The organism is Shinella lacus, assembly GCF_010994755.1.
GTDB classification, from domain to species: domain Bacteria; phylum Pseudomonadota; class Alphaproteobacteria; order Rhizobiales; family Rhizobiaceae; genus Shinella; species Shinella lacus.
The window spans coordinates 233494-252150 of record NZ_WHSB02000005.1 but is presented as its reverse complement, the minus strand read 5'-3'; the positions used below and the strand labels follow the sequence as shown (position 1 = coordinate 252150).

Here is an 18657-nt window from a genome sequence, read left to right as displayed (position 1 = left end):
AGAATTTTTGAGGGGGACACAGTGATCAAGTCGGAATTGGTTCAGATTGTCGCCGCGCGCAATCCCCACCTCTACCACCGTGATGTCGAGAACATCGTCAACGCGGTGCTCGATGAGATCACCGATGCGCTGGCCGGCGGAAACCGGGTGGAGCTGCGCGGCTTCGGCGCCTTCTCCGTCAAGAACCGCCCCTCGCGTTCGGGGCGCAACCCGCGCACGGGCGACGCGGTCTTCGTCGAGGAGAAGTGGGTTCCCTTCTTCAAGACCGGCAAGGAGCTGCGCGAGCGTCTTAATCCCGGCCAAGCCGACCAGGACGATTAAAGCAAGTCCAGCAAAAGAGTGCCGCGATTTTGCCTCAGGAATTGCGGAAACACTCTAAAGCGCAGGCGCCTGATCGGCGCCGCGCGCCAAAGCAGGTGATGCCATGATCAAGAGAGTAGTCAACATCCTCGTCCTCATCCCGATCGCCATCGTGCTGATCGTGCTGTCGGTGGCGAACCGGCAAGCGGTGACGCTGGCGCTCAATCCGTTCCGGCCCGAGGACAGCGTGCTCTCCGTCACCGCGCCGTTCTTCGTCTACCTCTTCCTCGCGGTGATCCTGGGCCTGGTGATCGGCTCGTTCGCCACCTGGTTCACCCAGGGCAAATACCGCAAGCGCGCCCGCATCGAGGCGAGCGAAGCCGTGAAGTGGCACAGCGAGGCGGAAAAGCACAAGGCGATCGCCGCACAGGCCGTGGTGCCGGTTTCCGGGAAATAACTCTTAGGCTGCGGCGCCGTTCAGCTTCTCGCCGAGATCGGCGAAGAACTGCGTCGCAAGCTTCTTCGACGTCGAATCGATGAGCCGCGAGCCGAGCTGGGCCAGCTTGCCGCCGATCTGCGCCTTGACGTCATAGGCGAGGATCGTGCCGTCGCCGTCTTCGATGAGCCGCACGTCGGCGCCGCCCTTGGCAAAACCCGCAATGCCGCCCTTGCCCTCGCCGGAGATCGTATAGCCCATCGGCGGGTTGAGGTTGGAAAGCGTCACTTCGCCGCTGAAGGTTGCCGAGACCGGGCCGATCTTGATCTTGACGGTCGCTTCCAGCTCGGTCGGCGATTTCATGGTGAGCGACTGACAGCCCGGAATGCAGGCCTTCAGGATTTCCGGATCGTTCAGCGCCGCCCAGACGGCGTCGCGCGGGGCCGCAATGCGTTCTTCGCCGGACATGTCCATGATCGATCCTCCCTGGAATAGTTCCAACTTATCGCAGATCGGAAAGCGCTTTGCCAAGTGGGGGAGGGATGGTATGGGGACCGCTCGTTTTCCGGCGCTGCCGGCAAGTATTCAACCGACGACGGACGATCCATCGTGAAGGACAGACACCGCCGGCCGAAGATCGGCTCCGCCGCGCCCGTTAAGGCGCAGGCGCAAAGGGCTCCGGCCGTGAAGGCTCCGGCCCCGAAGAAGGAGCCGCGCCCGGCACCGGAAGCGCCCGCCCGCCCGCTGATGCGCCGCGAGGGCGAGAAGCCGGCCGAGCGCCTGCCCGTCATCCTGGAGACCGCGGGCTCCGACCAGTACCGCCTGATCGACAGCGGTGCCGGCGAGAAGCTCGAACAATACGGCCCCTACCGCATCGTGCGCCCGGAAGCGCAGGCGCTCTGGCAGCGCAGCCTCCCCGACAGCGTGTGGGACAAGGCCGACGCCCTCTTCACCGGCGATACGGAAGAGGACGGCATGGGTCGCTGGAGGTTCCCCAAGGCAGCGCTCGGCGAGACCTGGCCGATGAAGCTGCTCGATGTCGATTTCCACGGCCGCTTCACCGCCTTCCGCCATGTCGGCGTCTTTCCGGAACAGCTCGCCCACTGGAGCTGGATGAGGGAGAAGGTCGAGACGGCCGGTCGCCCGGTCAAGGTGCTGAACCTGTTCGGCTATACCGGCGTCGCCTCGCTGATTGCCGCCGCCGCGGGTGCGGAAGTCACCCATGTCGATGCGTCGAAGAAGGCGATCGGCTGGGGCCGTGAAAACCAGGCGCTCGGGCGCATGGAAAAGCTGCCGATCCGCTGGATCTGCGAAGACGCGATGAAGTTCATCCAGCGCGAGGAACGCCGCGGCAGCAAATACGACATCATCCTGACGGATCCGCCGAAATTCGGCCGCGGCCCGAACGGCGAGGTCTGGCATCTCTTCGACCACCTGCCGCTGATGCTCGATGTCTGCCGCGAAATCCTGTCGCCCAAGGCGATCGGTCTCGTCCTGACCGCCTATTCGATCCGCGCGAGTTTCTATTCCATCCACGAGCTGATGCGCGAGACGATGCGCGGCGCCGGCGGCACGGTGGAATCCGGCGAACTCGTCATCCGCGAGAGCGGCATCGACGGCAAGGACACCGGCCGCGCGCTCTCCACCTCCCTTTTCAGCCGATGGATCAGCGCATGAGCCACGAACAGCACGGAACACGCCGCGTCGGGCAGGTGAAGGAGGTCACGAGCCTCGCAAACCCGATCATCAAGGACATCAAGGCGCTCGCCAACAAGAAGGACCGCGACGAGACGCGGAGCTTCATGGCGGAAGGCCTGAAGCTCGTCATCGACGCGCTGGAACTCGGCTTCGAGATCAAGGCGCTGGTCTATGCCAAGAACGTCAAGGACAAGCCGCAGGTCGTGCAGTGCGCGACGAAGACCGTGGCGCGCGGCGGGCTGGTGCTTGAAGTCAGCGAAAAGGTGCTGTCCTCGATCACCCGGCGCGACAATCCGCAGATGGTCGTCGGCATCTTCACCCAGCGCTGGACGAACCTCCGCGACCTCAGGCCTCAGACCGGCGAAACCTATGTTGCGCTCGACCGGGTGCGCGACCCCGGCAATCTCGGCACGATCATCCGCACGGCGGATGCGGCCGGCGCCAGCGGCGTCATCCTCGTCGGCGAGAGCACCGATCCCTTCTCGATGGAAACCGTGCGCGCCACCATGGGCTCGGTCTTCGCCGTGCCGCTGGTGAAAGCGAGCCCCTCCGATTTCCTCGCTTGGAAGAAGACGGCCGGCGTTCAGGTCGTCGCGACCCATCTCGCCGGCGCGGTCGATTACCGCACCATCGAATACAAGAAGAAACCCGTCGTGCTCCTGATGGGCAACGAGCAGTCCGGCCTGCCGGAAGAACTCGCCCGCGAGGCCGATGCGCTTGCCCGCATCCCGCAGGCCGGCCGCGCCGATTCGCTCAATCTCGCCATTGCCACCGGCATCATGCTCTTCGAGGCGCGCCGTCATCTGCTGACGCTGGATGCGCGCGCATGAATGAAGAACGCATTCCGCTGATGTCCCGGCCCGTGCCGGTAATCGTCGTCATCGTGCTGGCGCTGCTGCTCGATCAGGCGGTGAAATTCGCCGTCGAGGCTTGGCTGCCCTTCCAGGAGGCGGTGCATGTCGTGCCGATGCTGGCGCTCTATCGCACCTACAATTACGGCGTCGCCTTCTCTATGCTGTCGGGCATGGAGGGCTGGTTCATCGTCACGCTCCGGCTCTTCGTCGTCGGCTTCGTCGTCTGGCTCTGGCGCCAGACGCCCAAGGCGCGCGGCTTCGCCCATGCCGGCTACGCCTTCATCATCGCGGGCGCCTTCGGCAACCTCATCGACCGGGCGCTCTTCGGCTATGTGATCGACTATGTCCTGTTCTACACGGAGACTTGGTCCTTCGCGGTGTTCAACCTGGCCGACAGCTTCATCACCATCGGCGCCGCCCTGGTCATCCTCGACGAGCTCCTGCTGCTGCGCCGGGCGAAACGTTAAAATTCGAATGACTTGCTGAAGCCGATTTGAACGGTCCATGTGGTAAGCGGTTCCTCATGAGCGAACCCGTCAAGCTACAAGATCGGCTCAAGGCCGAATTTGCCGATGCACCGCGCCGGTCCGCCGACGTCCGTTCTGATGGGGACGCGGCGCAGGATCTCCTTCGCCAGGAGGCCCCCGCACCGCGCGCCGAGCCGGAAAACCACGCGATGATCCGAAGCGTGATCGGCGGCGTCGGCCTGCTTCTGGGCGCGCTTGTGCTGGCGACCGGGATGACGGCCGGCTTCTACATCGCCGCCATCGGTCTCGGCCTTGCGGGCCTTGCCGGTGCCGCCTTCCTCCTCTGGACGCGCCAACCGGCCCCCGGCATCGAGGCCGATCGCGACCGCAGCTGGGAGCGCAGCGAAACCTCCGAAATCCTGTCCGCCATCCATGACGTGCTCGGCGACATCGTCGTGATGCGCTCGCTTGACGGCCGCATCCTGCGCGCCAATGCCGTGCTCGGCGAACTGACCGGCGTCGCCGATGTCGAAGGCCGGACCTGCGAGGCGCTCGGCCTCACCTTCCGCTCGCAGGCCATGGCGCACCGCTACGATGTCGATGTGGAACGCCCGGCGGGCAAGCGCATCTATTCCTGGCACGACGTCACTGTCCGTGATCCGGCCTCCGGCGAGCTGGTGGTGCATTCCATCGCCCGCGACGTGACGGAAGAGCGCCGCGCCGAAGGCGAGCGCGAACGCGCCCGGCTGCGTGCGGAAGAAGCAAGCGCCGCGAAGTCGCGCCTGCTCGCCACCGTCAGCCACGAAATCCGCACGCCGCTCTCCGGCATCCTCGGCATGTCGCACCTGATCGGCCAGACGCGGCTGACGGCCGAGCAGAAGAACTATCTCTCCGGCATGCGCCAGTCCGGGCATGCGCTGGTGCAGCTCGTCGACGACCTGCTCGATTTCTCGACCATCGAGGCCGGCCGCTTTCAGCTGCGCCCGTCGGAGGAGCCGGTACGGCCGATGCTGGAAAGCGTCGTGGAAATGCTCTCGCCGCGCGCCCATGAGAAGGGCATCGAGATCGGCTCCTTCGTTTCGCCGGAGGTGCCGGGCCTGATGCTCTACGATGCGCCCCGCCTGCGCCAGGTGCTCTATAATGTCGTCGGCAATGCTGTGAAATTTACCCATACGGGCGGCGTGTCGCTCGAAACCACGATGGATCGTGGCGTCATAGTGATCCGCGTCACCGATAGCGGCCCCGGCATGAATGCCGAGGAGCAGGCGCGCATCTTCCAGGAATTCGAACAGACCGGCAGTGCTGCGCAGCGCAGCGGCGGCACCGGTCTCGGCCTTGCCATTTCCGCCCGCATCCTCAACGAGGCCGGCGGCGGGCTGACGCTCGAAAGCACGCAGGGCAAGGGCAGCACCTTCACCATTCGCATGCCGGCCGATCCGCGCAAGACGGCGGGCAATGGCGGCTCGCGCAAGGGTGTCTTGAAGGGTAGCCTCGTCTTCCTGCTGGCGCCGGCTGGCCCGGCCGCCAAGGCGCTGGTGCGCACCATCGATGCCCTGGGCGGCGCCTGCCATCTCGCCACCTCCGTCGACGAAGCGCTCGATCTCGCGCAGGGGCTTGCCGGCCGCAGGGCGGAGCTCACCGACATCATCGTCGACAATCGTCTTGCCGGCATCTTCCGCCGCGAACTTGCCGATCTCAACTATTTCCGCGACAGCCGCGCGCGCCGCATCTATCTCGTCAATCCGGAAGAGCGCAGCGGCAGGGCGATCGGCAATGGCGAAGGCTATGATTCCTGGCTCATCCGGCCGCTGCGCGAACGCTCGCTGGTCGAGGTGCTGCGCGGCCGCATGAAGGGCATCGAAGTGCGCGACGCGATCAACGACAACCGCCCGATCCTGAAGGAACCGCCGCAGCCGGCCGCCGAGCCGACACCGGCCGCCGCGACGGGTGCGCGCATCCTGCTGGCCGAAGACGACCCGGTGAACGCCATGCTGGTGCGTTCCGTGCTGGAGCGCGCGGGCCATACGGTGCGCCATGTGCACGATTATCCGAGCCTCGTTTCCGCACTTGCCGGCGCCACGGATGCCGGACCGTTCGCGGCCGACCTCCTGGTCACCGACCTCGGCATGCCCGGCGGCGACGGCCGGGAGATGATCGCGCGAATCGTCCAGCGCGACTATGGCAATGCCCGCCTGCCGGTCGTCGTGCTGACGGCCGACAGCCGCGCCGGCCTGCGCGAGGAGCTGCTTTCGGTCGGCGCCGACGCGGTTCTGGCGAAACCCGCCGATCCCGTTGTTCTGATTGCCGAAATTGCCCGGCTCGCCCGTCGCGCCGCGATATGACGTCACCTTGCCGCGGCCGGGGTATCTGTTCAAGCGGGCCTTGCGTCATTATCCTGTTGCAGAATCGTGGTTAAAACCCAGAAGTTTCGCCAACGGATACACTGCCATGACGCTCGACCTCGCCCAGACCATCACCCCGGCAGAGATCCCGCAGAAGACCGTTACAGTCGCGGGACGGTCGGGAACGGACGTGCTCGGCCGCATCGGCAATCTCGAGACGCGCATCGCCCGCTCGGTCACCGAAATCGACGCGGCGCAGGCCGTGCGCTACCGGGTCTTCGCGGAAGAGATGAACGCCAAGCTCTCGCCGGATGCCGTGCGCCGCAAGCGCGACATCGATGCCTGGGACATGGTCTGCGACCACCTCCTCGTGCTCGACACCTCGATCGAGGGTGACGCGGAAGAGCAGATCGTCGGCACCTACCGCTTGCTGCGCCAGGATGTGGCGGCGGTTTCGGGCGGCTTCTATTCCCAGTCGGAATTCGACGTCGATTCGCTGATCGCGCGTCATCCCGGTAAACGCTTCATGGAGCTCGGTCGCTCCTGCGTGCTGCCCGCCTACCGCACCAAGCGTACGGTGGAGCTGCTCTGGCAGGGCAACTGGGCCTATTCGCTGAGACATCGCATCGACGTGATGTTCGGCTGCGCCTCGTTCCACGGCACGGTGCCGGAGGAACATGCGCTGGCGCTCTCCTTCCTGCACCACAATGTGCTGGCGAAGGAGGAGTGGAGCGTGTTGGCCCGGCCGGAACTGTTCCGCACCATGGACCTGATGCCGTCGGAAGGCATCGATGCGCGCCGCGCGCTGTCCGCCATGCCGCCGCTGGTCAAGGGCTACCTCCGCCTTGGTGCAACGGTCGGTGAGGGCGCCGTCGTCGACCACGGCTTCAACACGACGGACGTGCTGATCGTGCTGCCGATCGGCAAGATTTCCGGCCGCTACCTCAATTATTACGGTGCGGATGCCGGACGTTTTGCCAGCTAAGCAATCCGCGAAGCTCAAACCTATTTCGATGAAGATCAGTATAGTCTGATTTTGCCGCCCGTTCCCGACCTCCGGGACGGGCGGCTTTTTCACGGTCCGGTCAGACGCCGGAATTGTAGGCGGCAAGGGCCGCCATGTTGACGATGTCGGAATCCTTCGCGCCCATCGAGACGATCTGCACCGACTTGTCGAGGCCGACGAGCAGCGGGCCGATGACCATGGCGCCGCCGAGTTCCTGCAGCATCTTGGTGGAGATTGCTGCCGAGTGGAACGCCGGCATGACGAGCACGTTGCCGGGGCCGGAAAGGCGGCAGAACGGATACTGCTCCATGATGCGCGGGTTGAGCGCCACGTCGGCGGCCATCTCGCCGTCATATTCGAAATCGACGCGGCGGCGATCGAGGATCTTGACCGCTTCGCGCACCCGCTCGGAGCGCTCGCCCGAGGGATGGCCGAAGGTCGAATAGGCGAGCATGGCGACGCGCGGCTCGTAGCCGAGGCGGCGTGCGAGGCCGGCCGCTTCTTCCGCGATGTCCGCCAGCTCCTCCGAGGAGGGCATGTCGTGCACGGCGGTATCGGCGACCAGCACGGCGCGACCGCGGCAGAGCGCCAGCGAGGCGCCGATGACGCGGTGGCCGGGCTTGGCGTCGATGCAGCGGCGCACGTCCTCCAGCGCGGTTGAATAGTTGCGGGTCAGGCCCGTCACCATGCCGTCCGCATCGCCGAGCGCCACCATGCAGGCCGCAAAATGGTTGCGGTCGTTGTGGATCAGGCGCTGGGCATCGCGGAAGAGGAAACCCTTCCGCTGAAGCCGGGCATAGAGATAGTCGATATAGACGTTGTTGCGCTTCGAGATGCGGGCATTCAGCACCTCGATGCCGGCCCGGTCGATATCGATGCCGGCCCGTTCCGCCGTTTCGCGGATGGTTTCCTCGCGGCCGAGCAGGATGGCGGTGCCGAGCTGCTGGTTGGCATAGGAAACGGCGGCGCGCATCATCTGCTCTTCTTCGCCCTCGGCGAAGACGACACGCTTCGGCTGGCGCCGCACCCGGGCATAGATCTGCTGGAGCGTCGAGGCGATCGGGTCGCGGCGGGCGCGAAGATCCCGGGCATAGGCGTCGAGATCGGGGATCTGCTTGCGCGCGACGCCCGTCTCCATCGCCGCCTTGGCGACGGCGACCGGGATCGCCGAGATCAGCCGCGGGTCGAAGGGCACGGGGATGATGTATTGCGCGCCAAAGCGCGGGCGCACGCCCTGATAGGCAGCCGCCACGTCGTCCGGCACGTCTTCCTTGGCGAGGTGGGCGAGCGCTTCGGCCGCCGCGATCTTCATCGCGTCGTTGATCGTCGAGGCCCGCACGTCGAGCGCGCCGCGGAAGATATAGGGGAAGCCGAGCACGTTGTTGACCTGGTTCGGATAGTCCGAACGGCCGGTCGCGACGATCGCGTCGTCACGGATGCGGGCGACCTCTTCCGGGGTGATTTCCGGGTCGGGATTGGCCATGGCGAAGATGATCGGCCGCGGCGCCATCGAGCGGATCATCTCTTCCGAAAGCGCACCCTTGGCGGAAAGGCCGAACACCACGTCGGCGCCGTCCATCGCCTCCGTCAGCGTGCGGCGGTCAGTCTTGACGGCGTGGGCCGATTTCCACTGGTTCATGCCCTCTTCGCGACCCTGGTAGATGACGCCCTTGGTGTCGCAGAGGATGACGTTTTCCGGCGAAAAGCCCATCGACTTGATGAGCTCGATGCAGGCGATGGCGGCAGCGCCGGCACCATTGCAGACGAGCTTCGTCGTCTTGAAGTCACGGCCGGTCAGCGCCAGCGCGTTGATCAGGCCGGCGGCGGCGATGATGGCGGTGCCGTGCTGGTCGTCGTGGAAGACGGGAATGTCCATCAGCTCGCGCAGGCGTTGCTCGATGATGAAACAGTCGGGCGCCTTGATGTCCTCGAGGTTGATGCCGCCGAAGGAGGGGCCGAGGTAGCGCACGCAATTGATGAATTCGTCGACATTTTCCGTGTCGACTTCCAGGTCGATCGAATCGACGTCGGCGAAGCGCTTGAAGAGGACGGACTTGCCTTCCATCACCGGCTTCGAAGCCAGTGCGCCGAGATTGCCGAGGCCGAGGATGGCGGTGCCGTTCGAGATGACGGCGACCATGTTGCCGCGCGTCGTGTAGTCATAGGCGGTCGACGGATCCGCGGCGATGGCCTTCACCGGCACCGCGACGCCGGGCGAATAGGCGAGCGAAAGGTCGCGTTGCGTCGCCATCGGCTTGGTCGGCGTGATTTCCAGCTTGCCCGGACGTCCGGACGAGTGGAAATCCAGTGCCTCCTGGTCCGTGACACTTGCCCTCTGGCGATCGGTTTTGTCGGTACCCGGCATGCTCCCCCCTTACACTCCTGTGGGCGATAGACCCATAGCTGCTCACAGCTGTTGTTTTCTATATCGCTGCATGGCTAGGGTGACACCTCTTTTTTAGGAAGAACAGACTCTCCGTGAACGATCAGATCGCGCGCCAGAACGATATCCTGTCGACGGCCGACCTTGCCACCGACCAAAGCCGCGCATCGGCCACGCCGATGATGGAGCAGTATATCGAAATCAAGGCGGCCAACCCGGACAGCATGCTGTTCTATCGCATGGGCGATTTCTACGAGCTGTTCTTCCAGGACGCCGTGGAAGCGTCCCGCGCGCTCGGCATCACGCTCACAAGGCGCGGCCAGCATATGGGGCTCGACATTCCCATGTGCGGCGTGCCCGTCCACGCCGCCGACGACTACCTGCAGCGGCTGATCGCGCTTGGCTTCCGCGTTGCCGTATGCGAACAGGTCGAGGACCCGGCGGAGGCGAAGAAGCGCGGCTCCAAATCCGTCGTGCGGCGCGATGTCGTGCGCCTGGTGACGCCCGGCACGCTGACTGAAGAAAAGCTGCTCTCGCCGTCGGACGCCAATTACCTGATGGCCGTCGCCCGCATTCGTGGCGGGGCGGAGCCCGCCATGGCGCTCGCCTGGATCGATATCTCGACCGGCATCTTTCGCCTGTCGGAGACCGCGCAGGGCCAGCTCCTCGCCGATATCCTGCGCATCGACCCGCGCGAGCTGATCGTGCCGGACACGCTCTTCCACGATCCGGAATTCCGGCCTGTGCTGGATGTCGTCGGCCGCGTGGCGGTGCCGCAGCCGGCGGTGCTGTTCGACAGCGCGACGGCGGAAGGCCGCATCGCGCGCTATTTCGGCGTCTCGACGCTCGATGGCTTCGGCACTTTTTCGCGCGCCGAGCTGGCCGCGGCCTCCGCCGCCGTCGCCTATGTGGAAAAGACGCAGATCGCCGAACGCCCGCCGCTTGGCCGGCCGGAGCGGGAAAGCTCGGCCTCGACGCTCTTCATCGACCCCGCCACGCGCGCCAATCTGGAGCTTGTGCGCACGCTCTCCGGCGAGCGCAGCGGCACCCTTTTGAAGGCCATCGACCGCACGGTGACGAGCGGCGGCGCGCGCCTGCTTGCCGAACGGCTGATGTCGCCGCTGACCGATCCGGAGACGATCAACGCCCGGCTCGATTCGATTGCGACGCTCGCCGACCGCCCGTCCTTCTGCGAGGACATGCGTTCCACGCTGAAGCGGCTTCCCGACATGCCGCGCGCCCTTTCGCGTATTGCACTCGGCCGCGGCGGCCCGCGCGATCTCGGCGCGATCCTGCAAGGCCTGTCCACCTCCGCCGAAATCGCGCGGACGATGGCGGCGGAGGCGCTTGACGGCGAACTGGCCACCGCCCGCACTGCCGTCGCCGACCTGCCGCTCGATCTCTCGCACCGCCTCGCCGTCATGCTCGCCGACGAACTGCCGCTCCTGAAGCGCGACGGCGGCTTCATCCGCGAGGGGGCGAATGCCGAACTCGACGAGATGCGGGCGCTACGCGACCAGTCCCGCCGCGTCATCGCCGGGCTCCAGCTGCAATATGCCGAGGAGACGGGCGTCAAGTCGGTGAAGATCAAGCACAACAATGTGCTTGGCTATTTCATCGAGGTGTCCGCCGGCAACGCTTCCGCGCTGACCGATGGCGACGAGGCGAAGGCACGCTTCATCCACCGCCAGACCATGGCCGGCGCCATGCGCTTCACCACGACGGTGCTCTCCGAACTGGAAACGAAGATCGCCAATGCCGCCGACCGGGCGCTCGCCATCGAGCTTGCCGCCTTCGACGGCCTTGTCGAGGCGGTCGTGGCGGAGGCCGAGCCCATCAAGGCGGCGGCGCGGGCGCTTGCCGTGGTGGATGTGTCGGTCGGGCTTGCAGCACTTGCCGAAGAGCAGGCCTACTGCCGGCCGATCGTCGACCGCTCCACCATGTTCGCCATTGTCGGCGGGCGGCATCCGGTCGTCGAACAGGCGTTGCGCCGCCAGCAGGCCGCCGCCTTCGTCGCCAATTCCTGCGATCTCTCGCCGGCGGATGGCAAGGGCCATGGCGCGATCTGGCTGCTCACCGGCCCGAATATGGGCGGTAAATCGACCTTCCTGCGCCAGAACGCCCTCATCGCCATTCTCGCGCAGATGGGCGCCTATGTGCCGGCCGAAAGCGCCCATATCGGCATCGTCGACCGCCTGTTCTCCCGCGTCGGCGCGTCGGACGATCTCGCCCGCGGCCGCTCCACCTTCATGGTCGAGATGGTCGAGACGGCGGCGATCCTCAACCAGGCGACCGATCGTTCGCTCGTCATCCTCGACGAGATCGGCCGCGGCACGGCGACCTTCGACGGCCTTTCCATCGCCTGGGCCGCCGTCGAGCACCTGCATGAGGCAAACCGCTGCCGCGGGCTTTTCGCCACGCATTTCCATGAATTGACCGTGCTTTCGGAGAAGCTTGGCCGCCTTTCCAACGCCACAATGCGCGTCAAGGAGTGGGACGGCGACGTGATCTTCCTGCACGAGGTCGGCCCCGGTGCCGCGGATCGCTCCTACGGCATCCAGGTGGCTCGGCTCGCCGGCCTGCCGGCCTCGGTGGTGGCGCGTGCAAAAGACGTGCTCGCCAAGCTGGAGGATGCGGACCGCAAGAATCCGGCAAGCCAGCTGATAGATGATCTGCCGCTCTTCCAGGTCGCGGTGCGCCGCGAGGAGGTTCAGCGCAGTTCCGCCCCGTCGAAGGTCGAGGGGCTTGTGAAGGACCTCAACCCGGACGATATGACACCGCGCGAGGCGCTCGATGCGCTCTACGCGCTGAAGAAAGAACTTGGCAATCGCTAGCGTGTAGGATGGCTGTCTTCTCGCGCTGAAAGGGTTTATAGCGCATGCGAACCGAACGGGCGATCGAGGACAAGCGGGACGCAGGCCGGCATCCGATGGAACACAAGCTCTTGGCACCGGCCGATTCCGGCCTTCTCGACGTGCCGGCGCTGCGCGCCAAATGCGAATTCATCGCCAGCACCAATGCCGATTACCGCGACCGTCTGCGCCGCGAGCTTCTGGCCGAATTCAAGGCGGTCAATGCCGCCGGCCGCGAACGGGCGCGCGAGCTGCTCTTTGCCGATGGCAGCGGCCTGCAATGCGCCGCGCGTATTTCCTGGCTGCAGGATCAGCTGATCGCCGTGCTGCACGATTTTGCGCTGAACCACGTCTTCAGCGCCGGCCAGGCACCGCCCGGAGCGCGCATCACGGTGACGGCCGTCGGCGGTTATGGCCGCGGCACGCTGGCGCCGGGGTCCGATATCGACCTGCTCTTCCTGCTGCCGGCAAAACCCGCCGCCTGGAGCGAGCCGGCCATCGAATTCATGCTCTATATCCTGTGGGATCTCGGCTTCAAGGTCGGCCATGCGACGCGCAACCTCGAAGAGTGCATCCAGCTCTCCAAGGGCGACATGACGATCCGTACCGCGATCCTCGAAGCCCGCTATATCTGCGGTTCCGTGGCGCTGTTCGAAGAGCTCGGCATGCGCTTCGACCGCGAGATCATGCGCGGCACCGGCCCGGAATTCATTGCCGCGAAACTTGCCGAGCGCGACGAGCGCCACCGCAAGGCCGGCGACACGCGCTACCTCGTCGAGCCGAACGTCAAGGAAGGCAAGGGCGGGCTTCGCGACCTGCACACGCTGTTCTGGATCGCCAAATATTTCTACCACATCCGCGACCCGGCCGAGCTGGTGAAGCTCGGCGTGCTGTCGCGCCAGGAATACAAGCTGTTCCAGAAGGCGGACGATTTCCTCTGGGCCGTGCGCTGCCACATGCACTTCCTGACCGGCAAGGCGGAGGAGCGGCTGTCCTTTGACATCCAGCGCGAGATCGCCGAATGCCTCGGCTACCAGCCGCATCCGGGCCTCTCCGCCGTCGAGCGCTTCATGAAGCATTATTTCCTCGTCGCGAAGGACGTGGGCGATCTCACGCGCATCTTCTGCGCCACGCTGGAGGACCAGCAGGCCAAGGAAGCGCCGGGCATTTCGGCCGTCATCAGCCGCTTCACCCGCCGCACGCGCAAGATCGCCGGCACGCTGGATTTCCTGGAAGACCGCGGCCGCATCACCATCGCTGATCCGGAGGTGTTCAAGCGCGATCCGGTGAACCTCATCCGGCTCTTCCACATCGCCGATATCAATGGGCTGGAATTCCATCCCGACGCCTTGAAGCAGATGACGCGCTCGCTGAAGCTGATCAATGCGGCGCTGCGCGAAAACGAGGAGGCGAACCGGCTCTTCCTGTCGATCCTCACCTCGCCGCGCGACCCGGCGCTCATTCTCCGCCGCATGAACGAGGCGGGCGTGCTCGGCCGCTTCATCCCGGATTTCGGCAAGATCGTCGCGATGATGCAGTTCAACATGTATCATCACTATACGGTCGACGAACACCTTATCCGCGCCGTGGGCGTGCTCGCGAATATCGACCAGGGTCGCGAGAAAGAAGCGCATCCGCTGACCCATCAGATCATGCCGGGCATAGAGGATCGCATCCCGCTCTATGTCGCCGTGCTGCTGCACGACATCGCCAAGGGCCGGCCGGAGGACCATTCCGAGGCGGGCGCCAAGGTCGCGCGAAAACTCTGCCCGCGCTTCGGGCTTTCGCCGAAGCAGACGGAGCTGGTCGTCTGGCTGATCGAGGAACACCTGACCATGTCGATGGTCGCCCAGACCCGCGACCTCAATGACCGCAAGACCATCGTCGACTTCGCCGAGAAGGTGCAGTCGATGGAGCGGCTGAAGATGCTCTTGGTGCTGACGGTCTGCGACATCCGCGCGGTCGGCCCCGGCGTGTGGAACGGCTGGAAGGGCCAGCTGCTGCGCACGCTCTATTACGAAACGGAACTGCTGATCTCCGGTGGCTTCTCCGAACTGTCGCGCAAGGAGCGCGCCCAGGCCGCGCGCGATATCCTGTTCAACGCGCTGCCTGCCGAATGGAGCCAGAAGGACCGCAAGGCCTCCACCAAGCTGCACTACGATCCCTACCTCCTGACGGTGTCGCTGGAGGATCAGGTGCGCCACGCGGCCTTCATCCGCGAGGCGGACAAGGCCGGCAAGCCGCTCGCGACCATGGTGCGCACGCACTCCTTCCACGCCATCACCGAGATCACCGTGCTGTCGCCCGACCATCCCCGACTGTTGACCGTGATCGCCGGCGCCTGCGCGGCAGCAGGGGCCAACATCGTCGACGCGCAGATCTTCACGACCTCCGACGGGCGCGCGCTCGACACCATCCTCGTCAACCGCGAATTCCTGAACGATGCGGACGAAACGCGCCGCGCCGGCACGATCGGCCGGATGATCGAGGACGTTCTGTCCGGCCGCAAGCGCCTGCCGGAAGTCATCGCTACGCGCACCAAAAGCCGCAAGCGCAACCGCACCTTCACCGTGTCGCCGGCCGTCACCATCTCCAACACGCTGTCGAACAAGTTCACCGTCATCGAGATCGAGTGCCTCGACCGTCCGGGCCTGCTTTCCGAGGTGACGGCGGTGCTGTCGGACCTGTCGCTCGACATCACGTCCGCGCATATCACCACCTTCGGCGAGAAGGTCATCGATACCTTCTACGTCACCGACCTGGTCGGCCAGAAGGTCACCAATGACAACCGGCATGCCAATATCGCCGCGCGGCTGAAGGCCGTGATGGCGGACGAGGCGGACGAGGTGCGCGACCGTATGCCGCCCGGCATGATCGCGCCCGCCGCCGCGGCCACGCCGAAAAGGATCAGGGCAGAACAATGAGTCTCGTCAGGAAATTCGCGACCGTGGGCGGCGCGACGCTCGGCAGCCGCGTGCTCGGCTTCGCCCGCGAAACGCTGATGGCGGCAGCACTCGGCACCGGGCCGATGGCCGACGCCTTCTACGCCGCCTTCCGCTTCCCGAACCTCTTCCGCCGCCTCTTCGCCGAGGGCGCCTTCAATGCCGCTTTCGTGCCGCTCTTTGCCAAGGAGATCGAGGCGGGTGGCATCGAGGGCGCCAAGCGCTTTTCCGAAGAAGTCTTCGGCGTGCTGTTCTCCGTGCTCCTGTTGCTGACCATCGCGATGGAGCTGATGATGCCGCTCATCGTCGCCTGGATCATCGCGCCGGGCTTCGTCGGCGACACGGAAAAATTCGACATCACGGTGAAACTCGCCGTCGTCATGTTCCCCTATCTCATGTGCATGTCGCTGACGGCCATGCTGTCGGGCATGTTGAACTCGCTGCACCACTATTTCGCCGCCGCCGTGGCGCCCGTTTTCCTCAATGTCATGCTGATCGGCGCGCTTGGGCTCGCCCTCTGGCAGGGTGCCTCGCCGCTCGATACGGCGTGGTATCTCTCCTGGGGCGTGCTGGGCGCGGGCCTCCTTCAGATGGCCGTGCTCTATGCCGGTGTGCGTCACGCCGGCATCAGGATCGGCTTTCGCCGCCCGCGCATGACGCCCAACGTCAAGCGCCTGCTCTGGCTCGCCTTTCCCGCGGCGGTGACGGGCGGCATCACCCAGATCAACCAGATCATCGGCCAGATGATCGCCTCCACCAAGGATGGGGCGATCTCCGTGCTGCAATATGCCGACCGCGTCTACCAGCTTCCCCTCGGCGTCGTCGGCATCGCCGTCGGCGTGGTGCTGCTGCCGGAGCTTGCCCGCGCGCTGAAGGGCGGGCAGGAGCGCGAGGCCGGCAACCTGCAGAACCGCTCGATGGAATTCGTGCTGTTCTTGACGCTGCCCGCCGCCGGTGCCCTCTGGGTCATCTCCGACGAGATCGTGCGCGTACTCTACGAACGCGGCGCCTTCGGCACGGAGACGACGGCGATCGTGGCAGGCACCCTCGCCATCTACGGCCTCGGCCTGCCGGGTTTCGTGATGATCAAGGCCTTGAACCCCGGCTTCTTCGCCCGCGAGGACACCAAGACGCCGATGCGCATCACGCTGCTTTCGGTCGTCCTCAACTGCATCCTTGCCGTCACGCTTTTCCCACTGTTCCACGAGCGCGGCATCGCCACCGCGGAGGCCGTCTCCGGCTGGGTGACGGCGCTGCTGCTCTTCGTGACGCTGGTGCGCCGCGGCCACTGGCCGCTGGAAAAGGCGCTCGCCTGGCGCATCGCGCGGCTCCTGATCGCCACCGTCGTCATGGCGGTCGCGCTCAACTACGCGTCGCTCTATCTCGCCGATCGTCTCGCCCCGACCTCCCCGCTCTACGAGCAGGTTCTGGCGCTCGGCCTGCTCGTGGCCTTCGCGATGGTCGTCTACTTCTCCGTCGCTTTCCTGATCGGCGGCGCGGATCTCGGCATGCTTCGGCGCAATCTGAAGCGCAAGGCGAAAGCCGCACCGCCGGAAGAAGGCTCGGCGGAATAATCAGCGCGTGGCGAGTCTTGCGCGTTTGGTCAGGCGCGCGAGCCCGCCGCAATAGTGCCAGCTGCGCCGCGGTCCCACGTCGACATGGACGATGCCGTTGCAATAGGTGCCGATGCCGCCGATGGCGGGCGCGGACCGTGCGGCGGCGATGATGCGCTTCACGGAGACGCCGGGAATGCGGATATCGGCGGCGAGGCATTTGCGGTGGTAGGAGCCGCGGCGGCCGTTCGAGCGATGGCCTGACGTGACGAGCGGCCGGCGTCCGACCTGGCGGGCGATATGGGACAGCACGGCTCTCAGCTTGCCTGGAAAACATCGGTGCCGCACGCGCGTGGTCTGGACGGTGTAGATCTTCGCCACGCTCCCCTTGTCGTTTCGCAGGACATGTTTGTGGATGCGGCTGGCCAGGGTTTCGGTCGCAAATATCGATGTCAGCGCGACCACGCAGGCAAGCAGAATGGAACCGTTCTTTTGCACGGTGCTCTCCCCGTTTTGCGCCCCTTCGTCACAAAACGGCCGGTCGGGACCGGCCTCCCCTCAAATCCCCGCAGGGACAGAACGACCGGAACATGTCTTTTATAAGGACTTTCTGATGAGCGCGGGCACGCGGGTTTCCCCCTCTTGATCCATGCCGCGGTGCCGTGCATAAGCGCCACCAGATCAGCAACAGGATCAGGCCCTCCACCCGCCTGAAGGAACACCGTCATGAGCGCATTCAAGCCTCTCGTCTTCTCCGGCGTCCAGCCGACCGGCAATCTCCACCTCGGCAACTATCTCGGCGCGATCCGCAAGTTCGTGGCGCTGCAGGCCGATAACGACTGCATCTACTGCGTCGTCGACCTGCATGCGCTGACGGCACAGCTCGTGCATGAGGACATGCGCGGCCAGATCCGCTCGATCGCCGCCGCCTTCATCGCGTCCGGCATCGACCCGACGAAGCACATCGTCTTCAACCAGTCGGCCGTGCCGCAGCATTCCGAGCTCGCCTGGATCTTCAACTGCGTGGCGCGCATTGGCTGGATGGAGCGCATGACCCAGTTCAAGGACAAGACCGGCGGCAAGAATGCCGAACAGGTCTCGCTCGGCCTGCTCGCCTATCCGAGCCTGATGGCCGCCGACATCCTCGTCTACCGCGCCACCCATGTGCCCGTCGGCGACGACCAGAAGCAGCACCTGGAGCTGACCCGCGACATCGCCCAGAAGTTCAACATCGATTTCGGCGACCACATCCGCAAGGCCGGCACCGGCATCGATACCGTCGTCGGCGAGGAGCCGGTGCATGCCTATTTCCCGATGGTCGAGCCCCTGATCGGCGGCCCGGCGCCCCGCGTCATGAGCCTGCGCGACGGCACGAAGAAGATGTCGAAGTCGGATGCCTCCGATCTCTCGCGCATCAACCTCACCGACGATGCCGAGACGATCTCCAAGAAGATCCGCAAGGCGAAGACCGATCCGGACGCCTTGCCGAGCGAAGTCGAAGGCCTGAAGGGCCGTCCCGAGGCGGACAACCTCGTCGGCATCTATGCCGCGCTCTCCGACAAGAGCAAGGCGGACGTGCTTGCCGAATATGGCGGGCAGCAGTTCTCCGTCTTCAAGCCGGCGCTCATCGACCTCTCGGTCACGGTTCTCTCGCCGATCACCGACGAGATGCGCCGCCTGATGGACGATACGACCCACATCGACGGCATCCTGCGCGATGGGGGCGAACGGGCGCGGGCGCGTGCCGAAAAGACGATGAAGGAAGTTCGCGACATCATCGGTTTTGTGCAGTAAGGTCGCCCTGAAACGTCTTTGAGAGAAGGG

14 protein-coding genes are annotated in these 18657 nt (G+C 65.4%); 11 read left to right on the top strand and 3 right to left on the bottom strand.

What is annotated here, in order from left to right:
- The first annotated feature begins 3 nt into the window (after positions 1-3).
- Positions 4-321 carry an integration host factor subunit beta gene (locus GB927_RS15625; RefSeq protein WP_160858077.1) on the top strand — a complete coding sequence of 106 codons (318 nt, stop codon included), beginning with the start codon at positions 4-6 and terminating at the stop codon, positions 319-321.
- Between the two features lie 103 nt (positions 322-424).
- Positions 425-757 (top strand): DUF1049 domain-containing protein, encoded by a 333-nt coding sequence (locus tag GB927_RS15620; RefSeq protein WP_256118092.1) that lies wholly within the window; start codon positions 425-427, stop codon positions 755-757.
- A gap of 3 nt (positions 758-760) precedes the next feature.
- Here the strand turns inward: GB927_RS15620 and GB927_RS15615 are convergent, their stop codons facing one another.
- On the bottom strand, positions 761-1210 hold the full coding sequence (locus GB927_RS15615) for an SRPBCC family protein (protein ID WP_256118090.1): 450 nt from the start codon (positions 1208-1210) through the stop codon (positions 761-763).
- Positions 1211-1267: 57 nt separating this feature from the next.
- Here GB927_RS15615 and GB927_RS15610 point away from each other — a divergent pair, with 57 nt between their 5' ends.
- From GB927_RS15610 to olsB, 5 genes are all read left to right on the top strand, one after another.
- Positions 1268-2413 (top strand): class I SAM-dependent methyltransferase, encoded by a 1146-nt coding sequence (locus GB927_RS15610; protein ID WP_439655498.1) that lies wholly within the window; start codon positions 1268-1270, stop codon positions 2411-2413.
- Positions 2410-3264, top strand: a complete 855-nt coding sequence (locus GB927_RS15605; protein WP_256118089.1) for a TrmH family RNA methyltransferase — start codon at positions 2410-2412, stop codon at positions 3262-3264. Before GB927_RS15610 ends, GB927_RS15605 begins: the two co-directional genes overlap by 4 nt.
- Positions 3261-3755: a signal peptidase II gene (lspA, locus tag GB927_RS15600; protein WP_256118087.1), complete on the top strand. Its 495-nt coding sequence runs from the start codon at positions 3261-3263 to the stop codon at positions 3753-3755. Before GB927_RS15605 ends, lspA begins: the two co-directional genes overlap by 4 nt.
- Positions 3756-3811: 56 nt before the next feature.
- Positions 3812-6097, top strand: coding sequence for a hybrid sensor histidine kinase/response regulator (locus tag GB927_RS15595; RefSeq protein ID WP_256118086.1), 2286 nt, complete (start codon positions 3812-3814; stop codon positions 6095-6097).
- A 106-nt stretch (positions 6098-6203) separates the two neighbouring features.
- On the top strand, positions 6204-7082 hold the full coding sequence (gene olsB, locus GB927_RS15590) for a l-ornithine N(alpha)-acyltransferase (protein WP_256118085.1): 879 nt from the start codon (positions 6204-6206) through the stop codon (positions 7080-7082).
- 100 nt (positions 7083-7182) lie between these two features.
- Here the strand turns inward: olsB and GB927_RS15585 are convergent, their stop codons facing one another.
- Complete coding sequence (locus GB927_RS15585) at positions 7183-9468, bottom strand: NADP-dependent malic enzyme (RefSeq protein ID WP_256118083.1); 2286 nt, start codon at positions 9466-9468, stop codon at positions 7183-7185.
- Between the two features lie 113 nt (positions 9469-9581).
- Here GB927_RS15585 and mutS point away from each other — a divergent pair, with 113 nt between their 5' ends.
- From mutS to murJ, 3 genes are all read left to right on the top strand, one after another.
- Positions 9582-12320 carry a DNA mismatch repair protein MutS gene (gene mutS, locus GB927_RS15580; RefSeq protein ID WP_256118082.1) on the top strand — a complete coding sequence of 913 codons (2739 nt, stop codon included), beginning with the start codon at positions 9582-9584 and terminating at the stop codon, positions 12318-12320.
- 95 nt (positions 12321-12415) lie between these two features.
- Entirely contained in the window at positions 12416-15262 is a 2847-nt protein-coding gene (locus tag GB927_RS15575; protein WP_256118356.1) for a [protein-PII] uridylyltransferase, read from the top strand.
- The gene (gene murJ / locus GB927_RS15570) at positions 15259-16854 is read left to right on the top strand and encodes a murein biosynthesis integral membrane protein MurJ (RefSeq protein WP_256118080.1); all 1596 of its coding nucleotides are present in this window, start codon (positions 15259-15261) and stop codon (positions 16852-16854) included. Before GB927_RS15575 ends, murJ begins: the two co-directional genes overlap by 4 nt.
- On the opposite strand, the gene GB927_RS15565 is transcribed toward murJ, so the two are convergent.
- The gene (locus GB927_RS15565; RefSeq protein ID WP_256118079.1) at positions 16855-17331 is read right to left on the bottom strand and encodes a YcbK family protein; all 477 of its coding nucleotides are present in this window, start codon (positions 17329-17331) and stop codon (positions 16855-16857) included. It abuts the gene before it with no gap.
- 228 nt (positions 17332-17559) lie between these two features.
- Here GB927_RS15565 and trpS point away from each other — a divergent pair, with 228 nt between their 5' ends.
- On the top strand, positions 17560-18627 hold the full coding sequence (trpS, locus tag GB927_RS15560) for a tryptophan--tRNA ligase (protein ID WP_256118077.1): 1068 nt from the start codon (positions 17560-17562) through the stop codon (positions 18625-18627).
- Positions 18628-18657: the final 30 nt, after the last annotated feature.